Source organism: Lysinimonas soli (assembly GCF_042655435.1).
Lineage (GTDB): Bacteria > Actinomycetota > Actinomycetes > Actinomycetales > Microbacteriaceae > Lysinimonas > Lysinimonas soli.
Map to the genome: position 1 here is coordinate 104,990 of NZ_JBHSMG010000001.1, position 23,839 is coordinate 128,828.

At 68.2% G+C, this 23,839-nt stretch carries 24 protein-coding genes; 17 read left to right on the forward strand and 7 right to left on the reverse strand.

Features of this window, described 5'->3' with window-relative positions; translation table 11 throughout:
* Positions 1–20: 20 nt before the first annotated feature.
* From ACFPJ4_RS00560 to ACFPJ4_RS00570, 3 genes are read right to left on the reverse strand one after another with little or no spacing between them, the layout of a single operon-like run.
* Positions 21–596 carry a flavin reductase family protein gene (locus tag ACFPJ4_RS00560; RefSeq protein ID WP_386738324.1) on the reverse strand — a complete coding sequence of 192 codons (576 nt, stop codon included), beginning with the start codon at positions 594–596 and terminating at the stop codon, positions 21–23.
* Positions 593–1,153 carry an NADPH-dependent FMN reductase gene (locus tag ACFPJ4_RS00565; protein ID WP_386738326.1) on the reverse strand — a complete coding sequence of 187 codons (561 nt, stop codon included), beginning with the start codon at positions 1,151–1,153 and terminating at the stop codon, positions 593–595. Before ACFPJ4_RS00565 ends, ACFPJ4_RS00560 begins: the two co-directional genes overlap by 4 nt.
* Positions 1,150–2,556: an NtaA/DmoA family FMN-dependent monooxygenase gene (locus tag ACFPJ4_RS00570; protein ID WP_386738327.1), complete on the reverse strand. Its 1,407-nt coding sequence runs from the start codon at positions 2,554–2,556 to the stop codon at positions 1,150–1,152. The genes ACFPJ4_RS00565 and ACFPJ4_RS00570 overlap by 4 nt, the downstream gene beginning before the upstream one ends.
* Positions 2,557–2,621: 65 nt before the next feature.
* Here ACFPJ4_RS00570 and ACFPJ4_RS00575 point away from each other — a divergent pair, with 65 nt between their 5' ends.
* The 9 genes from ACFPJ4_RS00575 (at position 2,622) to ACFPJ4_RS00615 (ending at position 10,484) form a co-directional block, all read left to right on the forward strand.
* Positions 2,622–3,260, forward strand: coding sequence for a helix-turn-helix domain-containing protein (locus ACFPJ4_RS00575; protein ID WP_386738328.1), 639 nt, complete (start codon positions 2,622–2,624; stop codon positions 3,258–3,260).
* Positions 3,261–3,320: 60 nt separating this feature from the next.
* On the forward strand, positions 3,321–4,691 hold the full coding sequence (locus ACFPJ4_RS00580) for an NtaA/DmoA family FMN-dependent monooxygenase (protein WP_386738329.1): 1,371 nt from the start codon (positions 3,321–3,323) through the stop codon (positions 4,689–4,691).
* Positions 4,692–4,892: 201 nt separating this feature from the next.
* Positions 4,893–6,038: an FAD-dependent oxidoreductase gene (locus tag ACFPJ4_RS00585; RefSeq protein WP_386738331.1), complete on the forward strand. Its 1,146-nt coding sequence runs from the start codon at positions 4,893–4,895 to the stop codon at positions 6,036–6,038.
* A gap of 22 nt (positions 6,039–6,060) precedes the next feature.
* Positions 6,061–6,651, forward strand: a complete 591-nt coding sequence (locus ACFPJ4_RS00590; protein WP_386738333.1) for an amino acid synthesis family protein — start codon at positions 6,061–6,063, stop codon at positions 6,649–6,651.
* 30 nt (positions 6,652–6,681) lie between these two features.
* A complete protein-coding gene (locus ACFPJ4_RS00595; protein ID WP_386738334.1) occupies positions 6,682–7,443 on the forward strand; it encodes a class II aldolase/adducin family protein in 762 nt (253 codons plus the stop codon).
* Positions 7,444–7,493: 50 nt separating this feature from the next.
* On the forward strand, positions 7,494–8,429 hold the full coding sequence (locus ACFPJ4_RS00600; protein WP_386738335.1) for a 3-hydroxyacyl-CoA dehydrogenase NAD-binding domain-containing protein: 936 nt from the start codon (positions 7,494–7,496) through the stop codon (positions 8,427–8,429).
* Complete coding sequence (locus ACFPJ4_RS00605) at positions 8,429–9,268, forward strand: alpha/beta fold hydrolase (protein WP_386738336.1); 840 nt, start codon at positions 8,429–8,431, stop codon at positions 9,266–9,268. The genes ACFPJ4_RS00600 and ACFPJ4_RS00605 overlap by 1 nt, the downstream gene beginning before the upstream one ends.
* A 33-nt stretch (positions 9,269–9,301) precedes the next feature.
* Positions 9,302–9,757 carry a YbhB/YbcL family Raf kinase inhibitor-like protein gene (locus tag ACFPJ4_RS00610; protein ID WP_386738337.1) on the forward strand — a complete coding sequence of 152 codons (456 nt, stop codon included), beginning with the start codon at positions 9,302–9,304 and terminating at the stop codon, positions 9,755–9,757.
* 10 nt (positions 9,758–9,767) lie between these two features.
* The gene (locus ACFPJ4_RS00615; RefSeq protein ID WP_386738338.1) at positions 9,768–10,484 is read left to right on the forward strand and encodes an amidohydrolase family protein; all 717 of its coding nucleotides are present in this window, start codon (positions 9,768–9,770) and stop codon (positions 10,482–10,484) included.
* Positions 10,485–10,496: 12 nt separating this feature from the next.
* Here the strand turns inward: ACFPJ4_RS00615 and ACFPJ4_RS00620 are convergent, their stop codons facing one another.
* The 4 genes from ACFPJ4_RS00620 to ACFPJ4_RS00635 form a co-directional block, all read right to left on the reverse strand.
* Positions 10,497–12,041, reverse strand: coding sequence for a GMC family oxidoreductase (locus tag ACFPJ4_RS00620; RefSeq protein ID WP_386738339.1), 1,545 nt, complete (start codon positions 12,039–12,041; stop codon positions 10,497–10,499).
* Between the two features lie 3 nt (positions 12,042–12,044).
* Positions 12,045–12,773: a pyridoxal 4-dehydrogenase, SDR-type gene (pldH, locus tag ACFPJ4_RS00625; RefSeq protein ID WP_386738340.1), complete on the reverse strand. Its 729-nt coding sequence runs from the start codon at positions 12,771–12,773 to the stop codon at positions 12,045–12,047.
* Between the two features lie 43 nt (positions 12,774–12,816).
* The gene (pldA, locus tag ACFPJ4_RS00630) at positions 12,817–13,575 is read right to left on the reverse strand and encodes a 4-pyridoxolactonase (protein WP_386738341.1); all 759 of its coding nucleotides are present in this window, start codon (positions 13,573–13,575) and stop codon (positions 12,817–12,819) included.
* A 110-nt stretch (positions 13,576–13,685) separates the two neighbouring features.
* On the reverse strand, positions 13,686–14,162 hold the full coding sequence (locus tag ACFPJ4_RS00635) for a hypothetical protein (protein ID WP_386738342.1): 477 nt from the start codon (positions 14,160–14,162) through the stop codon (positions 13,686–13,688).
* Positions 14,163–14,339: 177 nt separating this feature from the next.
* Between ACFPJ4_RS00635 and ACFPJ4_RS00640 the strand changes: the two genes are divergently transcribed.
* The 8 genes from ACFPJ4_RS00640 to ACFPJ4_RS00675 all read left to right on the forward strand — a co-directional run bounded on the left by ACFPJ4_RS00640 (position 14,340) and on the right by ACFPJ4_RS00675 (position 23,810).
* A complete protein-coding gene (locus ACFPJ4_RS00640; protein WP_386738344.1) occupies positions 14,340–15,431 on the forward strand; it encodes a putative B6 ABC transporter substrate-binding protein in 1,092 nt (363 codons plus the stop codon).
* Positions 15,432–15,517: 86 nt separating this feature from the next.
* A complete protein-coding gene (locus tag ACFPJ4_RS00645) occupies positions 15,518–17,131 on the forward strand; it encodes a putative B6 ABC transporter ATP-binding protein (protein ID WP_386738345.1) in 1,614 nt (537 codons plus the stop codon).
* Positions 17,121–18,236 carry a putative B6 ABC transporter permease subunit 2 gene (locus tag ACFPJ4_RS00650; protein WP_386738346.1) on the forward strand — a complete coding sequence of 372 codons (1,116 nt, stop codon included), beginning with the start codon at positions 17,121–17,123 and terminating at the stop codon, positions 18,234–18,236. Before ACFPJ4_RS00645 ends, ACFPJ4_RS00650 begins: the two co-directional genes overlap by 11 nt.
* Complete coding sequence (locus ACFPJ4_RS00655; RefSeq protein WP_386738347.1) at positions 18,233–19,165, forward strand: ABC transporter permease; 933 nt, start codon at positions 18,233–18,235, stop codon at positions 19,163–19,165. The genes ACFPJ4_RS00650 and ACFPJ4_RS00655 overlap by 4 nt, the downstream gene beginning before the upstream one ends.
* A 38-nt stretch (positions 19,166–19,203) precedes the next feature.
* Complete coding sequence (locus ACFPJ4_RS00660) at positions 19,204–20,361, forward strand: pyridoxal-phosphate-dependent aminotransferase family protein (RefSeq protein WP_386738348.1); 1,158 nt, start codon at positions 19,204–19,206, stop codon at positions 20,359–20,361.
* A gap of 60 nt (positions 20,362–20,421) precedes the next feature.
* Positions 20,422–21,177 (forward strand): IclR family transcriptional regulator, encoded by a 756-nt coding sequence (locus tag ACFPJ4_RS00665; RefSeq protein ID WP_386738350.1) that lies wholly within the window; start codon positions 20,422–20,424, stop codon positions 21,175–21,177.
* Between the two features lie 37 nt (positions 21,178–21,214).
* Positions 21,215–22,360, forward strand: a complete 1,146-nt coding sequence (locus ACFPJ4_RS00670) for an ROK family transcriptional regulator (protein WP_386738351.1) — start codon at positions 21,215–21,217, stop codon at positions 22,358–22,360.
* Positions 22,361–22,490: 130 nt separating this feature from the next.
* On the forward strand, positions 22,491–23,810 hold the full coding sequence (locus tag ACFPJ4_RS00675) for an ABC transporter substrate-binding protein (protein WP_386738352.1): 1,320 nt from the start codon (positions 22,491–22,493) through the stop codon (positions 23,808–23,810).
* Positions 23,811–23,839 lie beyond the last annotated feature (29 nt).

Below are 23,839 nucleotides of genomic sequence, written 5' to 3' on the forward strand. Positions count from 1 at the left end.
ATGCCGTTCCCCGGCGCGGATCACTGCGATCCGGCGATGACCACCTGGCCGTCGTGGTACACCAGCGGGACGGCGTCCTCGAGGCTGCTGGCGCCGAGCACTTCGAGCACCACGAGGGTGTGATCGCCCAGGGGCTGCTGCGAGACCAGCCGGCACTCGAGCCAGAGCCGGGCGCCGGCGACGAACACGGCGCCGTCGCGCGAGCGGGTGATGCCGACGCCCTCGAAACGGTCGCCGCGGCGCGAGGCGAGGCGTCGCACGGCGGCGGCGTTCGTCTCGGCGAGCACCGAGACGCCGAGCCGGCGGGCGGCGGCCAGGCGGGGCCAGGTGCGTGAGCCGGCGTGCGCCGAGAACAGCACGAGCGGCGGATCGAATGACGCCCCCACCGAGAACGAGGTCGCCACCATCCCGTGGGGACTCCCCTCGGCCTCGGCGCAGATCGCCGCGATCCCGGTCGGATGCTGGGCGAACATTCCCCGCAGGGCAGCCGGATCGAGGGGCGCCGGCGGCACCGACACGAACGGCACCGAGCCGTCGTCGGGCTCGAGTTCGAACTCCGACCAGGGATGGGTCCAGCCGGTCGCGCGCTCGATCATCGGGGGCCGCCGTCCGCGGCATCCGCAGCGGCGGGCCGGCCGACCGCGTCGAGCAGCGGCGCGAGTCGTCGCAGCCCGAGAAGCTGTTCGGACGCCCAGGCTCCCACCAACTCGTCGAGCTCGTCCATCCTGCTGGTCACGAAGTAGAGCGCGCGCGTCGGCACGGTTGCTCCCAGCTCGACCAGGAGGGGGCGCAGCCCCGTCTCGGCACCAAGGGCGTGCCCGGTGTCGGCCCCCGTCATCACAGGGATGGCCGGGACCCCGGCGAGACCGTTGCCAGGGTAGCCGTCGAAGAAGGCTTTGAGCAGACCTGTGTATGTGGCCTTGTACGTGGGCGAGGCGACCACGAGCAGTTCGCTCTCGGCCACGGTGCGCCGCAGGGTCGGCAGCGGCTCCGACGCCGGATCGAACAGCACGCTCGCATGCTCGCAGAGCTCGACCACACTCAGAGAGGGCTCCGTCGGGGCGTCCGCGAGCAGATGCCGCACCGCCGCTTCGGCGACCTCGCGAGTACGGGACGCCGGGCGCGGATTGCCCACCAGGACCGTGACCCTCATCGGGTGCCGCCGACCGAGAGCTCTCCTGGGCGTGCCGTGCCCGCCCGATACTTGGCGCCATGGTGGCTCTCGGGCAGGTGGGCGTTCCCCACCCCGAAGATGCGCTCCCGGAGGGTGTCGCCCACGTACTCGTCGCGAGCCAACCCCCGCGCGCGTAATTCGGGCAGCAGGTGCTCGATGACGTCGTCGTAGGTGCCCGGCGTGAGGTGCGGCTGGATGAGGAAGCCATCGGCATCCGTGATCCGAACGAACTCCTCGACCTGGTCGGCGATCTCGACGCCACTGCCCACGAAGACGCTGCCGTTGATCCCCGTGACGCGGAAGTCCTCGATGATCTCGCGCACGGTGGGCGCCGGCGTGCCGTTGCCGCCGAGGTAACGCTGGAGGTTCGAGAGGCCCTGTTCGGTGTGCTGCTCGGTGAGCGGCTTGTCGGGGTCCATCGACATCAGGTCGACTCCCGTGTTGCCGGCGAAGATCGCGGCCGCCGCCTCGGAGGTCGACATGGCGAGCATCCGCTCGTGGGTGAGGCGGGCGTCCCCGCTCGTGGCCCCGGCGAGGAAGAGCGCCCCCACCAGGATCTTGATCGAGTCGGGGGCGCGCCCCGCCTCGACCGCGGCCTGCCGGATGGCGGCGATGTTGCGTGCTACCCGCTCGGGGTCGCCGCCGGCGACGAAGACCACCTCGGCGTGCTTGCCCGCGAACTGCATGCCGCGCCCGGAGGTGCCGGCCTGCACGAGCAGCGGTGTCCGCTGCCTCGACGGTGGCATCGTGAGCACCCCGTCGGCTCGGAAGTACGGCCCCTCGTGGTGGATCATGTGCACCTTGGCCGGGTCCGCGTACACGTTGCGTTCCTTGTCGAGGACGAGCGCGTCGTCGTCCCACGAACCCTCCCAGAGCTTGAGGCTCAGCTCGACGTAGTCGTCGGCCATGTCGTAGCGCTCGTCATGGGCGATCAACGGCTTGCCCATCAGACGCGCCGCGGTCGCCCCCGACGAGCCGGTGACGATGTTCCAGCCGATCCGGCCGTCGGTGAAGTGGTCGAGAGTGGAGAAGCGACGCGCGTTGGCCGCCGGCGGTTCCACCGTGGTGGATGCTGTGACGATGAAGCCGAGCCTCTCCGTCGCTGCCGCGACGGCGGCGATGACCGCAACCGGGTCGCCCTGCGGGATGCCGCGGCCCTCACGCACCGCCGCAGGGATGAGCTCGTCGTCGATCACGGGGAAGCCGTAGCTGTCGGCGAAGAACAGCAGGTCGAACTTGGCCTGCTCGAAGCGCTGCGCGAGTCTCGTCCAGTGTTTGACGCTGGTGAAGTTCGCGGACTCGTCGTCGGGGTGCTGCCAGGCCGAACCGATCGTGCCGTTCGGGCCGATGTACTGGAAGATGCCGAGGATGAGCGGGTCCATTTGATATTTATTGCATAAATATTGTTACGCTCGCGTGAACACTCCTCGCGTGAACAGGGGTCGGGATGGCACGACGCGCAGCCTCGCCGAAGTCGACGGCGCCGCTCGACGACGAGGCCGTCTTCATGGGGGAGCGGCTGCGCGCCCTCCGCACCGCACGCGGATTGACCATGGTGCAGTTCGCCGAGCTGATCGGGATGTCGCAACCGTTCGTCTCGCTGGTCGAGCGCGGTCATGCCCGGCTCAGCCTCACCTCCATGGCGCGGGTCGCCGCGGCGCTCGGCATCCGCTCGGCAGCGCTGCTCGCGCGCGAACCCGTGCACCGCGAGGTGCGGGAGGGGGCGGATGTCGTGCGCGCGGGGCACCGGATCAGCCCAGTCCCGGGGGCAGCACCGGGATCGCGGATGACGTGGCAACTCGCCCAACTGCCGGGCGGGCTTCTGGGCACCGAGTTCGCCAGCACCGATGTCGAGCCCGAGTTCACTGTGCACGCGGACGAGGACGAGTTCGTCTACGTGCTCGACGGCGAGCTCGAGTTGGAGCTCGACGACGGCACCGCGCAGCGGCTCACCTGCGGCGATTCCTTCGCGCTCGCCGCCGGTCGTTCGCATTCCTGGCGCGCCGTCGATCAACGTGGGTACCGCGTGCTCGCGGTGGTGACGCCGGCACTCGCCCTCGCCGAGGTTCCGCCGCGGATCGGCTAGCATCCGGTCATCACCCGTTCTCGCCCGACGCCGTGCGACCCCCGGCGAAAGGTCGCGCCCATGCCCAAGCAGCTCGTGCTCGGAGCCTTCGAGGAGTTCACGCCCAACTTCATCGGCAACTCGTGGCACCACGAGCGCGGTGACACGAGCGCGTTCGCGACGCTCGGCTTCTGGCAGGAGCTGGTGGGCGCGGTGGAGGCGGCGGGGTTCGACTTCTTCTTCATGGCCGAGGCGATCGGCTACCCGATGAACGACGCGGGCGAGGTGCCCGAGGCGGTCATCCGCGAGGCCGTGCAGTTCCCGGTGCACGACCCGATCGCGATCATGTCGGCGCTCGCCGCCACGGTTCCGCGCATCGGTCTCGTCGTGACGGCGTCGACCACGGCGCAGAAGCCCCTGCTCAACGCGCGCACCTTCACCACGCTCGACCATCTGACCGAGGGCCGGATCGGCTGGAACATCGTCACCAGCGACAACCAGCAGGCGATGGTGCGGCTGCTCGACCTCGGCTCCATCACCCCGCACGACGAACGCTACGCCCGCGCCGAGGAGTTCGTGGAGCTCGAGCTGCAGCTCTGGGAGGGCGCGTGGGATGACGGGGCGGTGCTCGCCGACAAGGCCACGAAGACGTGGGCCGACCCGGCGAAGGTGCATCGCATCCGGCACGACGGCAGGTACTTCCACTTCGACGGCTACTACCAGGCGATCCCCTCGCCGCAGCGCACGCCCACCCTGTTCCAGGCGGGCGCGTCGGCGGCCGGGTCCGCCTTCGCGGCGAAGTACGCCGAGTGCGTCTTCACCCAGGACCGCGACCCGGCGCGGCTCGCCGCGACCGTGGCATCCCTGCGCGAGAAGGCCGTCGCGGCGGGCCGCCCGGCCGCGTCGGTCAAGATCGTGAACGGCGCGAGCTTCGTGATCGCCGAGAGCGAGGCCGAGGCGGCGCGGCTGCGCGACGAGCTCAACCACACCCCGACGCGCGAGGCGGCCGCGGCCCTGTTCCTCGGCTGGTCGGGGGTCGACCTGGGCAAGCTCGATCCCGGGGCGACGCTCGACGACGTCTCGACCGAGGTCGGGCAGACCATGCTCGCCCTCTGGCGCAACCCGGACGGCACCAGCCCGACGATCGGCGAGGTGCTCGACTCGCTGCCCTCGACGATCGGCGGCGTCAAGTTCACCGGGACCCCCGACGCGGTCGCCGCGGAGGTCGAGGCCTTCGTCGAGCAGACGGATGTCGACGGCTTCCTGGTCGAGAACTGGTACGGCGGGGCCGAGGGCTATCGCGACTTCATCGAGCTGCTGATGCCGAAGCTGCGCGAGCGTGGGCTGCTTCCCGAGACCGCCCGGGCGGGCACCCTGCGCGAGATGCTCACGGGCACGCCGACCCCGGCGCTGCCGGACTGGCATCCGGGGCGTCGTTACCGCAACGCCTGACGATTCGTCCTGCATGGACGGGACGAGGGGCGGGATTCCGGGCCCTCGCGGGGGTCGCCGACGGCATGAGTCACGTCGGCGCGCGTTAACGGCATGTTTCAGCTGGGGCGCGCATCTTGACGCACCCCGGCGTCCACCCACTAACGTCTATCGCGTAACGCAATAACGGCGTTGCATATGTTGATAAACGAGGACTCGAAGATGACTGTTACCCCGTCGCGGCACGCTGAGATCTCCGGTGCCGGATTCGCAGGCCTCACCGCCGCCATCGCCCTCGCCCGCCGAGGGTGGTCGGTGAGGGTGCACGAACGGGCGGATCAACTGCGCGAGCAGGGCGCCGGCATCGTGTTGTGGCACAACACCCTCAAGGTGCTCGAGGACTTCGGCCTGATCGACGAGATCAACGCCGGCTCGATGACTCCGCCGTTCTACGAGACCCGGGTGCAGAACAAGATCGTCTCCGACGAGGGGATGCCCGGCATCTGGTGGCGAACGATGACGCGACCGTTCCTTCACTCCGTGCTCGCCGGGGCGGCCCGTCGCGAAGGCGTCGAGATCGTCGCCGGGTCGGAGGTGGTGGGCGCGACGGAGGAGGGCGTCATCCGGCTGGCGAGCGGTGCCGAGCTCGAAGCCGATCTGGTCGTCGGAGCCGACGGCGTCGGCTCGTCGGTGCGTGACTCCCTCGGCATCGACTACGAGCGCCAGCGCAGCCGTGACGGCATCTCGCGCTTCCTGGTGCCGCGGCGCAAGGCCGATCTGCAGAAGATCGAGCCCGGCACCGACTGGGACAACATGATCGACTTCTGGAACTTCGATCCGCGGGTGCTCCGCGTGCTCTACACCCCGGCCAACGACCGCGAGCTCTACCTGGCGCTCATGGCGCCGGCCGACGACGTCGAGGGTTCGGCTGTGCCGATCGACCTGGATGTCTGGACGTCGATCCACCCGCAGCTCACCCCGGTGCTCGAGGAGGCCGCCAAGGTCGAGGGCAAGTACTTCGGCTACCAGACCACGCGCCTGGAGGAGTGGACCCGCGGCCGGGTCGCGCTCGTCGGCGACGCGGCGCACGCCATGTGCCCGGCCCTCGCGCAAGGCGGAGGCTGCGCCATGGCCAACGCCTACACGCTCGCGCAAGCCGCATCCGACGCCCCGTTGAGCGAGCTCCCCGATGCGCTCGTGGAATGGGAGCGCCTCGAGCGGCCCTACACCGACCGCTGCCAGACACGGTCGCAGCACTACGCCGACACGCGTGGCATGTCGCAGGGCAACCAGTTCGTCGGCGAGAACAACGAGACGACCCTGTACGACCCCACCGACCCGCACCGCCACGACGTGGCCGCGCGATAGCAGAAAGAGCGAGGAACAGAAGATGCCAGAGATCGACGCCTTCTACGAGGTCCGGCAGTGGTTCGGTTTCGTGCAGGAGGTCGTGCACGAGGGCGGCCCCGCGCCCGAGCAGCCCCTGCTCAAAGCGGCCGCCGGCGTCGTCATCAAGAACCCGTTCGCCGGCCGGTACGTCGAGGACCTGTCGCCGCTGACCGCGCCGAGCGCGAGCATCGGCACCGCGCTCGGTGCCCGCGTCGCCGCGCTCCTCGGCGGGCGTCCCGTCGAGGGCTACGGCAAGGGCGGCATGGCCGGCACGAACGGCGAGCAGGATCACGTGGTGGCCTGCGTCACGACCGTCTTCGGCGATGCCTTCCGGGCGGCCGTCGGCGGCGGCGCCGCCTGGATCTCGTCGGCGACCAAGACCGTCGGTGCCGGCGCGCAACTCGACATCCCCCTCGCGTTCAAGGACGAGCTGTACGTACGCTCGCACTACGACGCCGTGACGATCGCCATCCCGGACGCGCCCCGGCCGGACGAACTGCTCATCTGCGTCGCCGCATCCACCCGGGGTCGCATCCACCACCGCGTCGGCGGATTGACCCGCGATGAGGCCATCACCCGACTCGGCGAATAAGCCTCCCGCCGAACTCTCGAAAGGCAAGTCATGGCATACACCCCCGGTCAGTTCCATCAGGACCAGTCGATCGCCAACGTGCTCGACGATGTCGCCCGAGCCCACCGCATCCTCGAACTCGAGGGTCACGGCGACATGTCGATGGGGCATCTGTCGTATCGCGACCCCTTCGGACGCGGGCTGTGGCTCAAGCGCGGGAACCTCGCGCTCTCGGAGGTCGTCGGCGACGACTTCATCCTGATCGACTTCGACGGCAACGTGCTCGAGGGCACCGGCCTGCGCCACCTCGAATGGCCGTTGCACGCCGAGATCATGCGGGCCCGACCCGATGTGAACGTCGTAGGGCACTCGCACGCGCACCACTCGACGGTCTTCGCCGCCACGGATCAGGAGCTCGGCCCCTACAACAACCACGGGGTCTGGTTCGCCGAGCACGGCGTTCCGCGCTTCACCGACACCAGCCACATCATCACCACGGTGGAGCTGGGCGTCGAGGTCGCGAAGCAGCTCGGTGACGCCGAGGCGATCCTGCTGCGCAATCACGGCATCGCCTTCGTCGGAGACGACGTGATCGAAGCCACCCTCGCCGGCATCTTCCTCGAGAAGGCCGCGCGGTTCCAGCTCGACCTGCTCTCGGCCGGTGTCGCCTACGAACTGCCGGATCCGGCGGAGAGCATCGAGAAGCGCCGCCGCATCTACCCGCCGAAAGCGCAGCAGAACTACTGGATGTACTTCAACCGCAAGCTCGAGCGCGTCGAGGCCCTGCAGGGCATCGGCATCGCGCAGCTCTGACCCCCTCGCCACCGCACTCAACCCACCCTTCCCTAGAAAGCGAGAACGCCATGAGCACTCTCCCCGCCATCGCCACGGTCATCGGATCGGGCACGATGGGCCCCGGCATCGCCGCCACACTGGTGCGCGCCGGCGCCCAGGTACGCGTCTACGACATCAGCGCCGAGGCCCGCGCCCGCGCCGAGAGCAGCTTCGCCTTCGCCTCGACCGTGCTCGATCAGCTCGACAGCGCGAAGACCGAGGGCGGATCCGTGAGCTTCACGAGCGACATCGCCGAGGCTCTGAGCGGGTCGCTCTTCGTGATCGAGGCCGTTCCGGAGCAGATCGAACTGAAGAAGAAGGTGCTCGCCCAGATCGAGGGCCTGGTGGCCGATGACGTCATCATCGCGACCAACACCTCGGGCATCCCGATCACGGCCATGGCCGAGTCGATGACGGTGCCCGCACGGTTCGTCGGCATGCACTGGTCCAACCCGCCGCACCTCATCCCGATGATCGAGGTCATCCCGGGCGAGTCCACCGACCAGGCCGTCACGGATCAGCTCGTCGAGATCGTGAAGGCCTTCGGCTACCACCCCGTGCTCGAGAAGGAGATCGCCGGGTTCGTCGAGAACCGCGTGCTGTACGCGATCCTGCGCGAATGCGTCGCCCTGCTCGAGGAGGGCATCGTGACCGCCGAGGGGCTCGACACCTGCGTCAAGTGGGGCATCGGCTACAAGCTCTCGGTGATCGGGCCGACCCGCCTGCTCGACATGGCGGGGATGGACATCTACGCCGCCGTCTCGGGCTACCTGAACAAGGAGCTCGACGCCAGCACCGAGACCCCCAAGGTCATCACCGACATGATCGCCGCCGGCAAGCTCGGCTTCAAGAGCGAGGGCGGCATGTACGAGTACGGTCCGGGCGAGGTCGACGCCAAGCGGCGCGACATCGTCGCCGGGCTGGTCGCGGCCCGCAAGACGCTGTCCAGCATCGCATCGGTCTGATGCCGCCGGTCTCGGTCGAGGAGCTGGACGGGCTCGAGCGCACGCGGGGGGCGATGGTCGACATCGCCTTCCGCGTGCGCGGCGACGGCCCCGCCATCGTGCTGCTGCACGGCACCTCGGCCAACCACGCCGTCTGGGAGCCCGTCGCCGAGGCGCTCGCCGGTTCGGCGACGGTGATCTGCCTCGACCAGCGCGGCCACGGCCGCAGCGACAAGCCGGCATCCGGGTACACCGGCAAGGACTTCGCCGGCGACGTGATCACCGTGCTCGACGCGCTGGGCATCGACCGGGCGATCGTCGGAGGTCACTCCCTCGGCGCCCGCAACGCCTGGCTCGTCGGCGCCGCCCACCCCGAACGCACCCGCGCCGTGCTCGCGGTCGACTACACGCCGTACGTCGAGACCGCGGTCATCGACGAGCTCGCGTCGCGTGTCGCCGCGGGCGATCGGGCCTTCTCGACCGTGGGCGAGATCGAGCAGTACCTGCAGGAGCGCTATCCGCGGATGCCGGCGGACGCCGTCGCGCGCCGCGCCCGCTGGGGATACCGGCGCCTCGACGACGGCAGCTGGCGTCCGCTCGCGGACCCGGCCGCGATGGCACAGCTGATCGAGGGACTGCGGACCCCCTGGGCGGAGGAGTTCGCGGCGGTCGCGGTGCCCATGACCGACCTCCGCGGCGCGGACAGCCGGATCGTCAGCGAGGCCGCGTGGAACGCCGCGATCGCTGCGCGCCCGCAGGACCGCTGGGTCGTCGACCCCGGCTCCGACCACTACGTGCCGGAGGAGAATCCCGGCCTGATCATCACCGAACTCGAGCACCTGCTCGCCACTACCGTCTAGCCGTATCCGTCTTCACGACCAGAAAGGCCCGTCATGGCTCTCTTCATCGATCGCCTCGCGATCTCCAGCCCCGACTTCCCCCCGCTCGGAGCGATCCCGCCGCGGCTCACCGCCGACGGCGGAAACGAGACCCCCCGACTGGAGATCTCCGGCGCACCGGAGGGGACCGTCGAGCTCGCGCTCATCTGCCACGATCCCGACGCCCCGCTGCCGCACGGCTTCACGCACTGGGTGGTGTACGGCATCCCCGCCGATGCCACGACGGTCGACCCGACCGCGCCCGGCGTGCGGGTCGCGCCCAACGGCACCGGCGGATCGACGTGGTTCGGTCCCCAGCCGCCGGCCGGGCACCAGCTGCACCACTACTACTTCTGGCTGTACGCGCTGAGCCGCCCGGTCGAGGGCACGCCGACCCGTGAGGAGTTCCTCGCGGACTACGGCGACGCGATCATCGAGCAGGCGCGCACCGTCGGCACCTTCGAGAACTGAGAGTGCCGGCATGATCACGGACGCCCACATGCACGTCGGGGAGTTCCCGCTGTTCGACGTACGCCTCGACCGGCACAGCCTGCCGGAGTACCTGGCCGAGAACGGCATCGACGTCGGCATGATCTTCAACCCCGACAACGCCCTCGTGCGGCAGACGGTGCAGGAGGTCGAGGGCGCCTACGGGCTGTACTGGGCCAACCCCAAGAACCCGGATTGCGTGGCGGAGCTGCGGGACTACCTGGCCGACCCGAAGTTCCGCGGCGTGAAGATGCACCCGCTGCTCGACGGCTACCACCCGGACGAGCCCTTCGTGTGGCCCGTCATCGAGCTGCTGATCGAGCACGATCTACCCGCGCTGATCCACTGCGGGCATCCGATCTTCACTCTGCCGTGGAGCATCGAGGAGCTGGTCATCCGCTTCGAGGAGGCGAAGATCATCCTCGGGCACATGGGCCACGGCAACATCGTCTACATCGACGGGGCGATCGGGGTCGCCGCGCGGCACCCCAACGTCTGGCTCGAGACCTCGGGGATGCCGATGAGCTCCAAGATCCTGGAGGCGGTGCGGCGGGTCGGCAGCGATCGCGTGCTCTACGGCTCCGACGGGCCGTTCCACCAGCCCAAGGTCGAGCAGCTCAAGGTGCAGCTGGCCGGACTCGAGGAGCAGGATCTCGCCGAGGTCATGAGCGGATCGTCGCAGCGGCTGTTCTTCGGAGCCACAGCCTGACGACTGCGTCGCTCAGGCGGTGAAGCGGGCGGAGAACGATTCGGCGATCGCCAGCACCGCGGCGTGCACCGGTCCCGCGGTGATCGCCGGGATGACGGACGCGTCGACGACGAACAGGTTGTCCATGCCGCGCAGCCGTAGTTCCGGGGTGACGGGCGCCTCATCGGATGCGCCCATCCGCAGCGTCCCCACCGGGTGATGGTGGGTGATGACCGATTTCCGGATGAAGTCGTCGATCTCGTCCTCGGTGTCGACCGACGGGCCGGGCAGCAGCTCGGCGGCGCGCCAGGGGGTCATCCCCTCCGAGCCTCCGACCAGGCGGGCGTGCTCCAGGGCGACTCGGAACAGCGAGCGGTCGTGCTCGGTGTCGAGGTAGTTGGGGTCGAAGATCACGGCATCGTCGACCTCCGGCCCGGTGATGCGCAGCGACCCGCGGCTCGTGGGGTTCGTCACGCCGAACAGCATGCTGTATGCCCGCCCGGGTGCCGTCTCGTCCACCTCGGAGCGGAGCGAGTCCGAGACGCTGGGGCCGACCACGCAGCCGACCACGATGTCCGCCGGGCCGGCCGCGGCATCCAACCGGGACGCGGACAGGTAGGTCATCGACTCCGACAGCTGCAGGCGAGTGGGCGGCACCGGCTGCGCGGCCGCGTACAGATTGCTCGCACCGAGCAGGTGATCGTGCAGGTTGCGTCCGACGCCGACCAGCTCATGCCGCGTCTCGACGCCGGCCGCGGCCAGCACGGCCGGGTCGCCGATGCCGGAGCGCATCAGGAGCATCGGATCGGCGAGTGACCCGGCGGCAAGGATGACGACGTCCGCCTCGATGGTCTCGAGTCGGCCCCCGAGCTCGTAGACGGCGCCCCGCACACGATCCCCTTCGAGAAGAAGACGATGCACGGTCACCCCGTCGACGAGGTCGAGGTTCTCGCGGCCGAGGACGGGGTCCAGGTACACGTCGGCGACGGTGACCCGCTGCCCGTCGCGGATGGTGAGCGAGTTCGGGGTGGCGCCCAGCATCTCGCCGCCGTTGTGGTCGGGGATCCGCGGGACGCCGAGCGACTCCCATGCGGCCAGGTAGCTCTGCACGAGCGGGCTCAGCAGCTCGGGACCCGGCAGCAGCACGGGCAGCGGGCCGTCGGTGCCGTGGACCGCGTCCGCCCCTCCCGAGAACGCCTCCATTCCGCGGAAGAACGGCAGCAGTCCGTCCCAGCTCCATCGCGGATCGCCGGTCTCCCGCGCCCAGACCTCGAAGTCGGCTCGGCAGCCCCGCATGTGCGCCATCGCGTGCAGCAGGCTCGAGCCGCCGATGCCCCTGCCGCGCGGCCAATCGAGGCGGCGTCCGTCGAGACCGGATTGCGGCGTCGTCCAGTAGGCCCAGTCGTACGACCTGCCGTAGTTGAGCGGCCACCGTTCCGGCCGGCGCATGTCGGGGTCGGTCACCCGAGTACCGGCTTCGAGCACGGCGACCCGCCTCGCGGGATCGGCACTCAGCCGGTTGGCCAGTACGGATCCGGCCGATCCGGCGCCGATGATCAGGACGTCGTAGCTCGCCACGATTCAGTTGCGGGTGTGGCCGCCGTCGACCACGAGGGTCTGACCCGTGATCCAGCCGGCCTTCTCCGAGGCCAGGAAGGCCACGGCCGGGGCGATGTCGGAGGGCAGCCCCTTGCGGTTGAAGGCCTGGGCCGGCAGCACGTAGCCGAATCCGTCGTTGTGCGGGCTGGCGAGCACGCCTTCGGTCTCGGTGAGGCCGGGCGCGACCGCGTTGATCGTCACCCCGTACTGACCGATCTCGCCGGCGAGCGCACGCACGAAACCGATCGAGCCGCCCTTGCTTGCGACGTAGTGCGCGAAGTTCGGGGTGCCGGCCATGAAGGTGTTGGAGGCGATGTTGACGATGCGCCCGTAGCCCGCCTTCGTCATGAGGTCGCAGAGCGCGCGTGTCATGAGGAACATGCCGTCGAGGTTGACCGACATGATGCGCCGCCACTCCTCGAAGGTGAGGTCGCTCCACGGCACGAAGGGCACCAGCGAGGCGTTGTTCACGAGGATGTCGACCCGGCCGAAGTCCGCGATCAGGCTCTCGGCGAAGGCGGCCACGGCGGCCTGGTCGCTGACGTCGAGCGCCCGGGCGACCCCGCCGATCTCGCCGGCGACCTTCTCCGCTCCCGCGAGGTTCAGATCCGCCACGATCACCTTGTGTCCCTCGGCGGCGAGTTCGCGGGCGATCCCGGCTCCGATGCCCTGTGCTGCGCCGGTGACGACCGCGACACGTTGTTCGCTCATGATGCGTGTTCCTTCGATTCTCTGTGGATGGGGATGGCGGCGTTCAGTTGCCGCCGTAGAACGCCGGCGCGAGGTTCCACTCCTGGTACGAGGCGAGCTCGTGCGAGGGGTAGATGTCGGCGTTCCTGGTCCGTGCGAGGTAGTTGAGGCGTCGGATCGCCTCGACCGATTTGGTGGGGTCGAGGTGGAACCCCGCGATCCACTCCTTCTCGAGGGTGGTGCGGGTGTATCCGGCGTCGCCGCAGAACAGCATGTTGCGCTCGTTCTGGAGCTCGACGAGCAGCGAGTAGTGGCCGATCGTGTGCCCCGGGGTCTCGAACAGCCAGACCCCCGGCACGATCTCGTAGTCACCCGAGATCGGCTTGTAGCTGACGTCGGGGTGGTCGAATGAGAGATCGGAGTAGCCGAGGCGCTCGAACGGCTCGGGGACCTTGGCGTGACGCAGCTCCTCCTTGTGCACGAGGGTGGTCGCCTTGGTGAGGTACTTGTTGCCGCCGACGTGGTCGAAGTGGAAGTGCGAGTTGACGACGATGTCGACGTCCTCCGGCGTGAAGCCGCACAGTGCGAGCTGGGCCGGGATGGTCTGCTCGGGGGTCTGGATCGGCTGCTCGAACGGCAGCACCTTGTTGACGTGATCCAGGTCGAAGCCCGTGTCGTACAGGATCAGGGCGTCCTCGTGCTCGATCAGCACCGAGTAGACGGGGAAGCGCACCGGGGTCCCGGCGTCGATGTGCCAGTGGACGTCCGATGCATCGATGACCAGCGTGCCGCCGTCGAGCAGGTACACCTTCGGATCTGCCATGTCGTCTCCCGAGTTTTTTTACATGACGTGAATTGAAAGTCACGCTATGAGAAGACGACGGGAGACGTCAAGAGTGCGCCGGGAGCGTTTACACGTCCGAAACAGTGCCGTCAGGGTAGCGGGGTCGGCGCCGCCGAGGCGAGACGGTCGCCGTCGCTGAAGCGGGCCTCGTAGCTGTAGTACTCCCAGACGTAGCAGTGGTCGAGCATCGGGGTCGCCGCGAAATCGCCGATGCAGGTCGCGTCCTGATAACGGCTCGTGCCCTTGAGCGTGTAGTAGACCCGGCAGATGACCTTCCAGGTGCCGGCACTCGCGACGGTCGGGTCGTTGAACAGATGCTCCGACGGAGTCCAGCAGGCTGTCGAGGTCACGGTGCCGCCCTCGAGCTTCAGCGCCGTGGGGGCCACGCGCTCGAGCGCGGCGAAGGCCGCGGCATCCTGCGGGACCGCCACCCGATTGCTGGCGATCGGGGAGGGGGAGGCGCTGACCGGCGAGGCCGGGGTGGACGTGACCGCCGCCCCGCTGCACCCGGAGAGGGCCCCCACCGTCATCGCGACGGCGACCCAGCTGAGAATTGCTCTGCCCATCGGCCTTCCCTTCCCTCTCTCACGGGGGTACCCGAAGCAGGTTTCGGCTTTGTAAAACCCGTCGACACCCGTTGACCGAGATCCCATTCTTCTCATAGTGTCGCCTACCACCTGCACATTGTGAGAAAGGCGACGACGCTTCGTGGCCGATCTCCTGCTCGAGAGGAACGCTTAGCGATGCATAGCTCCACATCTGCACCACCTCGCGCCCGCGCGTTTCGCCGCGCGATTCCGGCGGTCGGCGCCCTGACCCTCGCGGTCATGCTCGCCGCCTGCTCCGGTCGTGGCGCGACCACGACGACCGCCAGCGCGAACGGCGACTTCACCACCGTCACCATCGTGACACCTGCGACCGAATCCGATCACGGGTGGAACCAGATGGGTCTGAAGGGCGCCCGCGCCGCCGCCAAGGCGAGCGGGCTCACTCTCACCGAGGACGTCAACGTCGGCTACGACAACACCGAGACGATCCTGACCCAGGCCGCGCAGAAGAAGGGCGTCGGACTCGTCATCGCTCACGCGAGCGGCTTCGCCCAGGCCGCCGACCACGCCAACCAGAGCACCGGCGTTCCGGTGCTGATCACCGACTTCCCCAAGCAGCAGATCAAGGGCAAGATCGGCATCATCACCTTCAACGCGCAAGAGGGCGGATACCTGGCCGGCATCGCAGCCGCGATGAGCTCCAAGAGCGGCAAGCTCGGCGTCGCGATCTCGGCGGATGACATCAACTGGTACACGATGTCCGGTGGATTCGTCGCCGGTGCGCGCAGCGTGAACCCGTCGATCAAGGTCGACGTCGCCTACATCGGCGCCGCGTCGTACGACGACTCGGCCGGTGGCAAGAAGGTCGTGCAGCAGCTCATCGCGAGCGGTGACGACGTGATCTTCGGCATGGGCGATGGCGCGACCATCGGGTACGTGGCCGCGGTCGACGAGGCCAACCAGGCCGGAACCGCGGTCAAGTACATCGCCGACATCGGGGATGTCTCCGACCTGGTCAAGAACAAGGACGAGGTGCTCACCTCGGTGCTCTGGGTGTTCGACAAGACCTACGAGCAGGCCATCAAGGATGTCAAGGCGGGCACCTTCGCCCAGACGCCCTACAACCTCAACCTGAAGAACGGTGGGATCAAGCTCGAGGACACCGCGACGCTGACCTCCGACATGAAGGCCGCGACGAAGAAGGCGGCATCGGGGATCGAGGACGGCAGCATCACGGTGCCGAACACCACGACGAAGGATCTGCTGACAGCCCTGCTGAACCAGTAGTCGATCGCGCGGGTTGGGCGGCATCACCTGGGATGCCGCCCAACCCCGCTTCCCCCCATTCCTTCGAGAGGATCATCACAGCTGCGATGGCGACACACAGCACCCCTCAGCTCACACCCGGTGTGATCTCGCTGAAGGGGATCACCAAGCGATTCCCCGGCGTGATCGCCAACGACGACATCTCGCTCGATGTCTACGACGGACAGGTCCATTGCCTGCTCGGCGAGAACGGCGCGGGCAAATCGACCCTGATCAGCATCCTGGCCGGGATGCAGCAGCCGGATTCCGGCACGATCGAGATCGACGGGACCCCCGTCGTGATCGGCTCGCCGAAGGCGGCGATGAAGCACGGAATCGGCGTCGTGCACCAGCACTCGACCCTCGTGCCGACCCTCACCGTGATCGAGAACCTCATGCTGGGCGAGCGGGGTCTGCTGCTCCAGGAGAAGCGGGCGACGGCGCGCCTGGAGGAGCTCTCGGAGCTGCTCGGCGCCCGGATCGACCCCCACATCATGGCCAGCGATCTCGCCCTCGGGCAGCAGCAGCAGGTCGAGATCGCGAAGGCGATGTGGACGGGGACGCGGCTGCTGATCCTCGACGAGCCCACCTCGATGCTGACGCCCTCGGCGATCGAGAACCTCAGCGAGAGCATGTCGCGGCTGACCGCGCAGGGCCTCGGGATCATCTTCATCACCCACAAGCTGCGTGAGGCCTACTCGATGGGCGACTGCGTCACCGTGCTGCGCGGCGGGCGCCGGGTCGGATTCCTCTCACCCGAGCGCATGAAGGAGTTCACCGAGGAGCAGGCCCAGTCCGAGATCCTCCGGGCGATGTTCGGTGAGGACCTCAGCTCCCGGAGTGCCCTCGAAGACGCCGCGGAGCTCGCTGGCGCCAAGGAGGCCGAACGCGAGACCGAGGCACTCGATCTCTCGTCGCGTCCGATCCGGCTCGAGCTCACCGACGTCTCGAGCGCGCGGGGAGGGATGGAGGTCTCGATCGCCGACATCTCGCTGGCCCTGCACGAGGGCGAGATCTTCGGGATCGCTGGGATCGACGGTCACGGTCAGGCCGGACTCGCCGAGGTGGTCGCCGGTCAGCGGCCCGCGAGCCGCGGCACGATCGCGCTCGACGGCGTCGACCTCAGCAAGCTGGGGGTTCGCGCTCGACAGGAGCGCGGCATCCGCTACGTGACCGATGATCGCCTGCACGAGGGAACCGTGGGCAGCCTGAGCGTCGCCCTCAACCTGCTGCTCAAGCGCATCGGCAAGCGGCCGTTCTGGCGCTTCGGGCAGATCGACAAGGCCGCCGTCAACCAGGAGGCGAAGCGGCTGATCGACCAGTACACGATCCGGACCCCCTCGCCGAGCACGCGGGTCGGAACGCTCTCCGGCGGCAACATCCAGAAGGTCCTCCTGGCCCGGGAACTCGGCGAAGGCGCCCGAGTCGTCGTCGTCAACAAGCCCACGTACGGGCTCGACCTGAAGACGGTCAAGCTCGTGCACGAATTGCTGCGCGAGTTCGCGGAAGGCGGCGGTGCCGTGTTGCTCATCTCGACGGAACTCGACGAGCTCATCGAGCTCTCGCATCGGATCGGCGTGATGTCGCACGGCCGCATCGTGGGGGTCGTCGAGAACCGGGGCTCCGATGTCGCCGAGCGGGTCGGCCAGTACATGATCGGAGGTGCGCCCGATGGCCACTGAACGCACCCCCCAGCGTCGCGCGGTCGACACGGTCATCCGCTCGATCCTGCCGATCGTCTTCGCCCTGATCGTCGCGGCGCTGATCCTGCTGGTGCTCGGCAAGGATCCGCTCAAGTTCTATTCGGGCGTGTTCGAGAACGGCGTCGTCGGGCAGAACTGGCAGCACAGCCTCGTCATGATGACGCCGCTCCTGCTGATCGCGATCGCGCTGATCGTCGTGTTCCGCGGGCAGCTCTGGAACCTCGGCTACGACGGGCAGTTCCTGCTCGGCGCGGTCACGGTCGCGGGCCTCGCCCCCCAGCTGATCCAGGCGACCTCGCCCGGCGTCGCCTACCTGGTGCTCACGATCGCCGCGATCGCGGTGAGCGCGATCTGGACGCTGCTGCCGGCCTGGCTCAAGGCGCGCTTCGGCACCAACGAGATCATCACGACCCTCGTCATGTCGACCATCGGCGTCGGCTTGACGAACATCCTGATCGTCTACGTCTTCCAGGATCCGGCGGTCTCGTCGCCGCAGACCCGCTCGATGAAGCTGAGCGACATGCTCCCCTACATCCCCGGCACGCAGGTGCACATCGGGTTCCTGGTGGCGATCGTGGTGGCGATCGTGTTCCAGTTCATCCTGAGCAGGACCTCGTTCGGGCTCCGGCTGGACGTGTTCGGCTCGAGCCCGAAGAGCGCCCGCCACGTCGGCATCAACTCGCGGGCGATGGTCGTGGTGCTGTTCCTGATCAGCGGCGGCCTGATCGGACTGGCGGCGGCGATGGACATCTTCGGGCAGTTCGGCTACATGCGCACCAACTGGAATCCCGCCTACGGCGACACGATCATGCCCTTCGTCTTCCTCGCCCGGCTGAGCCCGGTGGGGTCGATCCCGTTCATCGCGTTCTACTCGATCTTCGCCACGGGCGGGACGATCGCGGCTCAGGAGTCGGGTCTGTCGGTCGACTTCCTCAAGGTGATCGTCGCGCTGATCCTGATTTTCATGACGATCACGGAATATGTCGGAACCAAGCGCGATCTCGGCCAGAGCTATCTGCCCGACGAACTCAAGGAAGCGATAAGAAGGCCGCTCGCGGCCCTGACCGGAAGGAGTGCCCGGTGACCGATCTGCTGACGCCCGCGTTCATCTCGGCATTCATCGTCGCCTGCATCGCGGGGGCGGTCCCGCTCATGCTGGCCGCGGTGGGGGAGACCATCGGGGAGCAGTCCGGGGTGCTGAACCTCGGCATCGAGGGCATGATGCTCATCGGCGCCTACGTCGGATACGTCGTGGCCCTCGACACCCACTCGGTGTGGCTCGGCATGCTCGGTGGTGCGCTCGGAGGCGCCGTCATCTCACTCGTCCTGCTCGTTCTCAACGTGTGGTTGGGCCTGAACCAGATCGTGCTCGGCATCGCGATCACGCTCGCGGGTGGCGGAGTCACGAGCGTGCTCTACGACCAGAAGTACGGCGCGACCGCCCCTCGCGTCGAGGTCGACCGCTGGAGGATCCCGGGCCTGTCGAGCATTCCGGGCGTAGGCACCTCGCTGTTCAGCCAGTCGGGGCTGTTCTGGATCGCCCTCGCCCTCGCGGCGCTCGTGGCCTGGTTCCTGAGCAAGTCGAACTGGGGGCTCAGCATCCGGGCCGCGGGCCAGAAGCCCTCGTCGCTCGACGCCGCGGGCGGAAGCGTGATGCGCACGCGCTCGCAGGCCGTGCTGTTGGGCGGGCTCTTCTCGGGGCTCGGCGGGGCGTACCTGGCGCTGCTCGGCACGAGCGCCTTCACCCCGTTCATGACCAACGGACTCGGCTACATCGCGATCGTGGTCACGATGCTGGCCCGCGGTCGCATCCTCTGGGTGGGGCTCGTCTCGCTGCTCTACGGCGTCACCGTCGCCGTCGGCACCGTGCTGCAGCTGACCAGCCTCAACATCCCGACCGACATCATCACGATGCTGCCCTACATCGTCGTGATGATCGTGCTGCTGATCTTCGCCCGCAGCGTCTACATCTCGCCGGTCCTCGGCGCTCCATACACCCGCGGCGCGCGCTGACCCGGCGACCGCACGACACGACCGAAAGGCACTGCACCATGGCTCAACTCGATTTCACCCTGTCGGCGGGGCCGACGGTCGCCTCGGCGCGCACGCTGGCGGCGCTCGGCGCCCCGATCACCTACCACTACGACCCCGACTTCCTCGCGCTGTTCCGGCGCACCCAGCAGAAGGTGGCCACGCTCTTCGAGACCACGAACGACGTGGTGTTGATGCAGGGCGAGGCCATCGTCGGCCTCGAGGGCGCCGCCCGCTCGCTGGTCCGGCCGGGAATGCACGTTCTCAACCTCGTGCAAGGTGTCTTCGGCAAGGGGATGGGCTACTGGCTCACCGATTTCGGAGCCGTGCTGCACGAGATCGAGGTGCCCTACGACGAAGCGGTGTCGCCGGAGTCCGTCGAGCAGTACCTCGACGCGCACCCCGAGATCGAGTTGCTGACGGTGGTCGCATCTGAGACACCCTCGGGTACCGTGAGCGACATGTCCCGCATCGGACCGATCTGCCGGTCCCGCGGGGTGCTGACCCTCGTCGACACGGTGTCCGGGGTCGGCGGCATGGAGTTCCGCACCGACGAGTGGGGGCTCGACGTCTGCGTGGCCGGAGCGCAGAAGTGCCTCGGAGGCCCTCCCGGAGTGGCCATGGTCACGGTCAGCCAGGCCGCCTGGGACGCCATAGAGAAGAACGAGCGAGCGCCGCGCGCCTCCTACCTCTCCCTTCTGGACTGGAAGGAGAAGTGGCTCATCGGCGGAGTCTTCCCCTACACGCCCTCGGTCTCCGACATGCACGGGCTGGAGGCCTGCGTCGATGCGATGCTCGAGGAAGGCGTGGATGCCGCGATCGAGCGGCACCGCAAGTCGGCTCTGGTGACCCGCGCGGGAGTGCGTGGTCTCGGCATGGAGATCTGGCCGGCGCGCGACGAGATCGCGGCCTATTGCGTGACATCCGTTCGACTTCCCGACAGTATCGATCATCTGGAACTGCGCAAGTACGTGCGAGAGCGTTACGGTGTCATGCTGTCGAGCGGGCAAGGTGCGGGCAACCTCATCCGGATCGCCCACATGGGACCGACCGCGAGCGGCCTGTATCCGGTGGTCGGCATCGCGGCCCTCGGTCGGGCGCTCGTCGATCTCGGACATCCGGTCGACATCGGAGCCGGTGTCGAGGCGGCGCTCGCGACGATCAGCAGTCAGAGTTGACCGGCCTCGCACCGCACGGTGCGATGGGACCACGAGGAGCACGAGCAGAGGGGGCACGCGATGGCGGTGCAGCGGACTAAGGGGGTCGACAGCGCGCGCCGGGCGCTGCAGATCCTGCTCCAGTTCAACCAGAACAAGCCGGAACTGACGGTCGACGAGATCCTCGAGACGCACGACATCTCGCTGCCGAGCGCCTACCGGTACCTGTCGCTTCTGCGCGAGATGTACCTCATCGAGGAGCGAGGCAAGGGATCGTACGTCCTGTCGCCCGAGATCCTGCAGCTGGCCCAGGCCGCCGAACGCACGCTCGACTACCGGGTGGAAGCGCAGCCGGTGCTCGACCAGTTGCGGGACGCGACCGGCGAGACCGCGCTCTACCTGCGACAGCTCAACGACGCGGCGGTATGCCTCGCGATCTCGGAGCCGGACAGGACCATCAGCATCTCGTTCCAACCCGGTCATGTCATGCCCCTGCACGCCGGAGCCGCGGCCAAGACCCTGCTCGCCGGCTTCGCCAAGGCGCGACGCGCCCAGTATCTCGACCGGGTCGAGCCGCCGCTCTCGGCAGAGGCGCGCGAGCGGCTCTCTGCGGATCTCGACCGGCTTCGCGAGACCGGTTTCGCGGTCAGCGAGGGCGAGGTGGACGAGGGCGTCTGGGCCTGCGCCGCCCCGGTGCGGGTTCGCAGCCATCTCGTGGGCGCGATCTCGGTCGTCGCCCCGGCGTATCGGGTCGACGACGACAAGCGCGAGGCGATCGGCGCGGCCGTCCGGGCTGCCGCGGTCGAACTCGAGACGGTGCTGGCGAAGGCGCGCTGAACGATCGGGTGAGCGATCCGCGGCTAGTCTCGGCTGCGTGACTTCCGCCTCCGAGCGCCGCCCCGGCTGGCCCGCCATGTACGACGGCCAGCGCAGGGTGCTGCGCGACCTGATCGTGCACGGCGATCGATCCAGGGTCGAACTGGCGCGGCGCATGGACGTCTCACGGGCCAGCCTCAGCCGCATCACGCGCGAACTCATCGATCTGGGCCTCGTCGCGGAGGGTGCGATCCAATACAGCGCGACCCGGGGGCGACCGTCGGAGCTGGTGCACGTTCGAGCCGGCGCCGCATCCTTCGCCGGATTCAAGCTCACCGGTACCGATCTGTACGCGGTGGTCACCGACCTGAGCGCCACCGTGATCGCCGAGTACGAAGAGCCGCTGGCCTCGACCGAGCCTGAGGCGGTGGCCGACCAGATCGCCGCCGTGGCCGGGCGCATCCTGGACGGCGTTCCCCTGGCCGCCGCGATCGGTGTCTGCCTGGCCGGCGACGTGTTCGAGCGCGACGGGGTGCAGTTGGTCGAGCGCTCGTCGTTCCTGGGCTGGAGCAGCACCCCCCTTCGCGACCTGGTCGAGTCCCGGGTGGACCTCCCCGTCACCGTCAGCAACGACGTGGTCTCGCTGACCGCAGGCCACCACTGGTTCGGCGCGGGCGTCGGCGCCGAGACGCTCGTGGTCTACGGTCTCGGTGCCGGCATCGGTGCGGGGGTGGTCGTGCACGACGAGGTGCACACCGGCGCGCACGGGCGCTCCGGGCACGTCGGACACTCGCGGGTGGAGGGAGAGGGGCGCCCCTGCGCGCTGGGTCACGTCGACTGCATCCACAGTTTCGTGACGATGGGATCGATCTGTTTCAACGCCGGCGTCGACGACACCGAATACGACGCCGTGCTGGCTCGGGCGCGCGCGGGCGAGCCGACTGCGCTCGCGGCTTTCGCCCTCGCTGCCGAGGCGCTGGGAGTCGTCATCGCCGACGCGGTGAACACGATCGATCCAGAGAAAGTGCTGATCACGGGTGAGGGCGTCGACATGGTCGGGCTCGCGCCGGAACGATTGCGGCAGGGCCTGCGCGCCGAGTTGGAGCAGGTCGACCTGGACTCCGTGGTCATCGAGCTGCCCGGGTTCAGCTTCTCGGACTACGCGCGCGGCGCGGCGGTTTCGGCGATGCGGGAGCTCATCTGACGGCGGAGTCCCGGCGGATCTATTTTGTTGCAGCACTTGACAAAATGGACGAGGGCACGGATTCTGTTATCCGCACGCGTCTTTCGAGCGCGGCATTGCACCCCCGGATTCTCATCAAGGGAGAAGAGAAATGCGTTCACGATTCATCGCGACCGGCGCCGCCCTGGTCGCGGCGGCGCTCGTGCTTGCCGGTTGTTCGACCGGTGGAAGCTCGACTGGTTCCGCTGTCAACACGAAACCCGACGGAAAGGGCCAGACCCTCACGCTCTGGGACTACGAGGGCGACACGAGTGCCATGGGCATCGCCTGGAAGGCCGCCATCGCCGAGTTCGAGAAGGAGACCGGCGCCAAGGTGAAGTTCGAGGCGAAGAGCTTCGAGCAGATCCAGTCGACCGCGAGCCAGGTGCTGAACTCCAATTCCGCACCCGACATCATGGAGTACAACAAGGGCAACGCGACCGCCGGACTGCTCTCGTCGGAGGGTCTGCTCACCAACCTCGACGCGGCCGTCAAGGCCTACGGCTGGGACAAGGACCTCTCGTCCTCTCTCCAGACGACCGCCAAGTACAACGCCAAGGGCGTCATGGGCTCCGGCAACTTCTACGGGATCCCGAACTACGGCGAGTTCGTCATGACCTATTACAACAAGGACATGTTCGACAAGTACGGCGTCAAGGTCCCGACCTCCTTCTCGGAGTTCGAGGATGCCCTCGCCACCTTCAAGAAGGCCGGCATCACGCCGCTGGGCGAGTCCGCCGTCGAGTACCCGCTCGGCCAGCTCTGGTACCAGCTCGCGCTCTCGCACGCGGACCGCACCTGGGTCACCAACTACCAGACCTACGCGGGCAAGGTCGACTTCCACGACTCCGACTTCACCTTCGCCACGCAGACCCTCAAGAGCTGGGTCGACAAGGGGTACATCAGCAAGGACGCCACGGGCATGAAGGCCCAGGACGTCGGCGACGCGTTCCAGGCCGGCACCTACCCGATGTTCTACTCGGGCAGCTGGTGGTACGGAACCTTCACGGCGGGCATCAAGAACTTCCAGTGGGGCACCTTCCTGTTCCCGGGTTCGAAGATGTCGCCTGGCTCCTCGGGCAACCTGTGGGTCGTGCCGAGCAAGTCGAAGAACAAGGATCTGGCCTACAAGTTCATCGACATCACGATGAGCAAGAAGATCCAGAACCTCATGGGCAACAACGGCGGCATCCCGGTCGCGGCCGACGACTCCGCCATCACGGATGCCAAGAGCAAGGAGCTGATCGCCAACTTCAACACGCTCACGGCTCGTGACGGCTTGGCGTTCTACCCCGACTGGCCCACGCCGAGCTTCTACGACCAGATCAACACCGCCCTGCAGAAGCTGGTCAACGGGTCCGAGACGCCGAGCGCGGTGCTCGACGAACTGGGCGGCGAGTACGCCACCGGTGTGAAGTCCATCACCGGCTGACACGCCGCCCGCACCATCCGAGGCCCGGC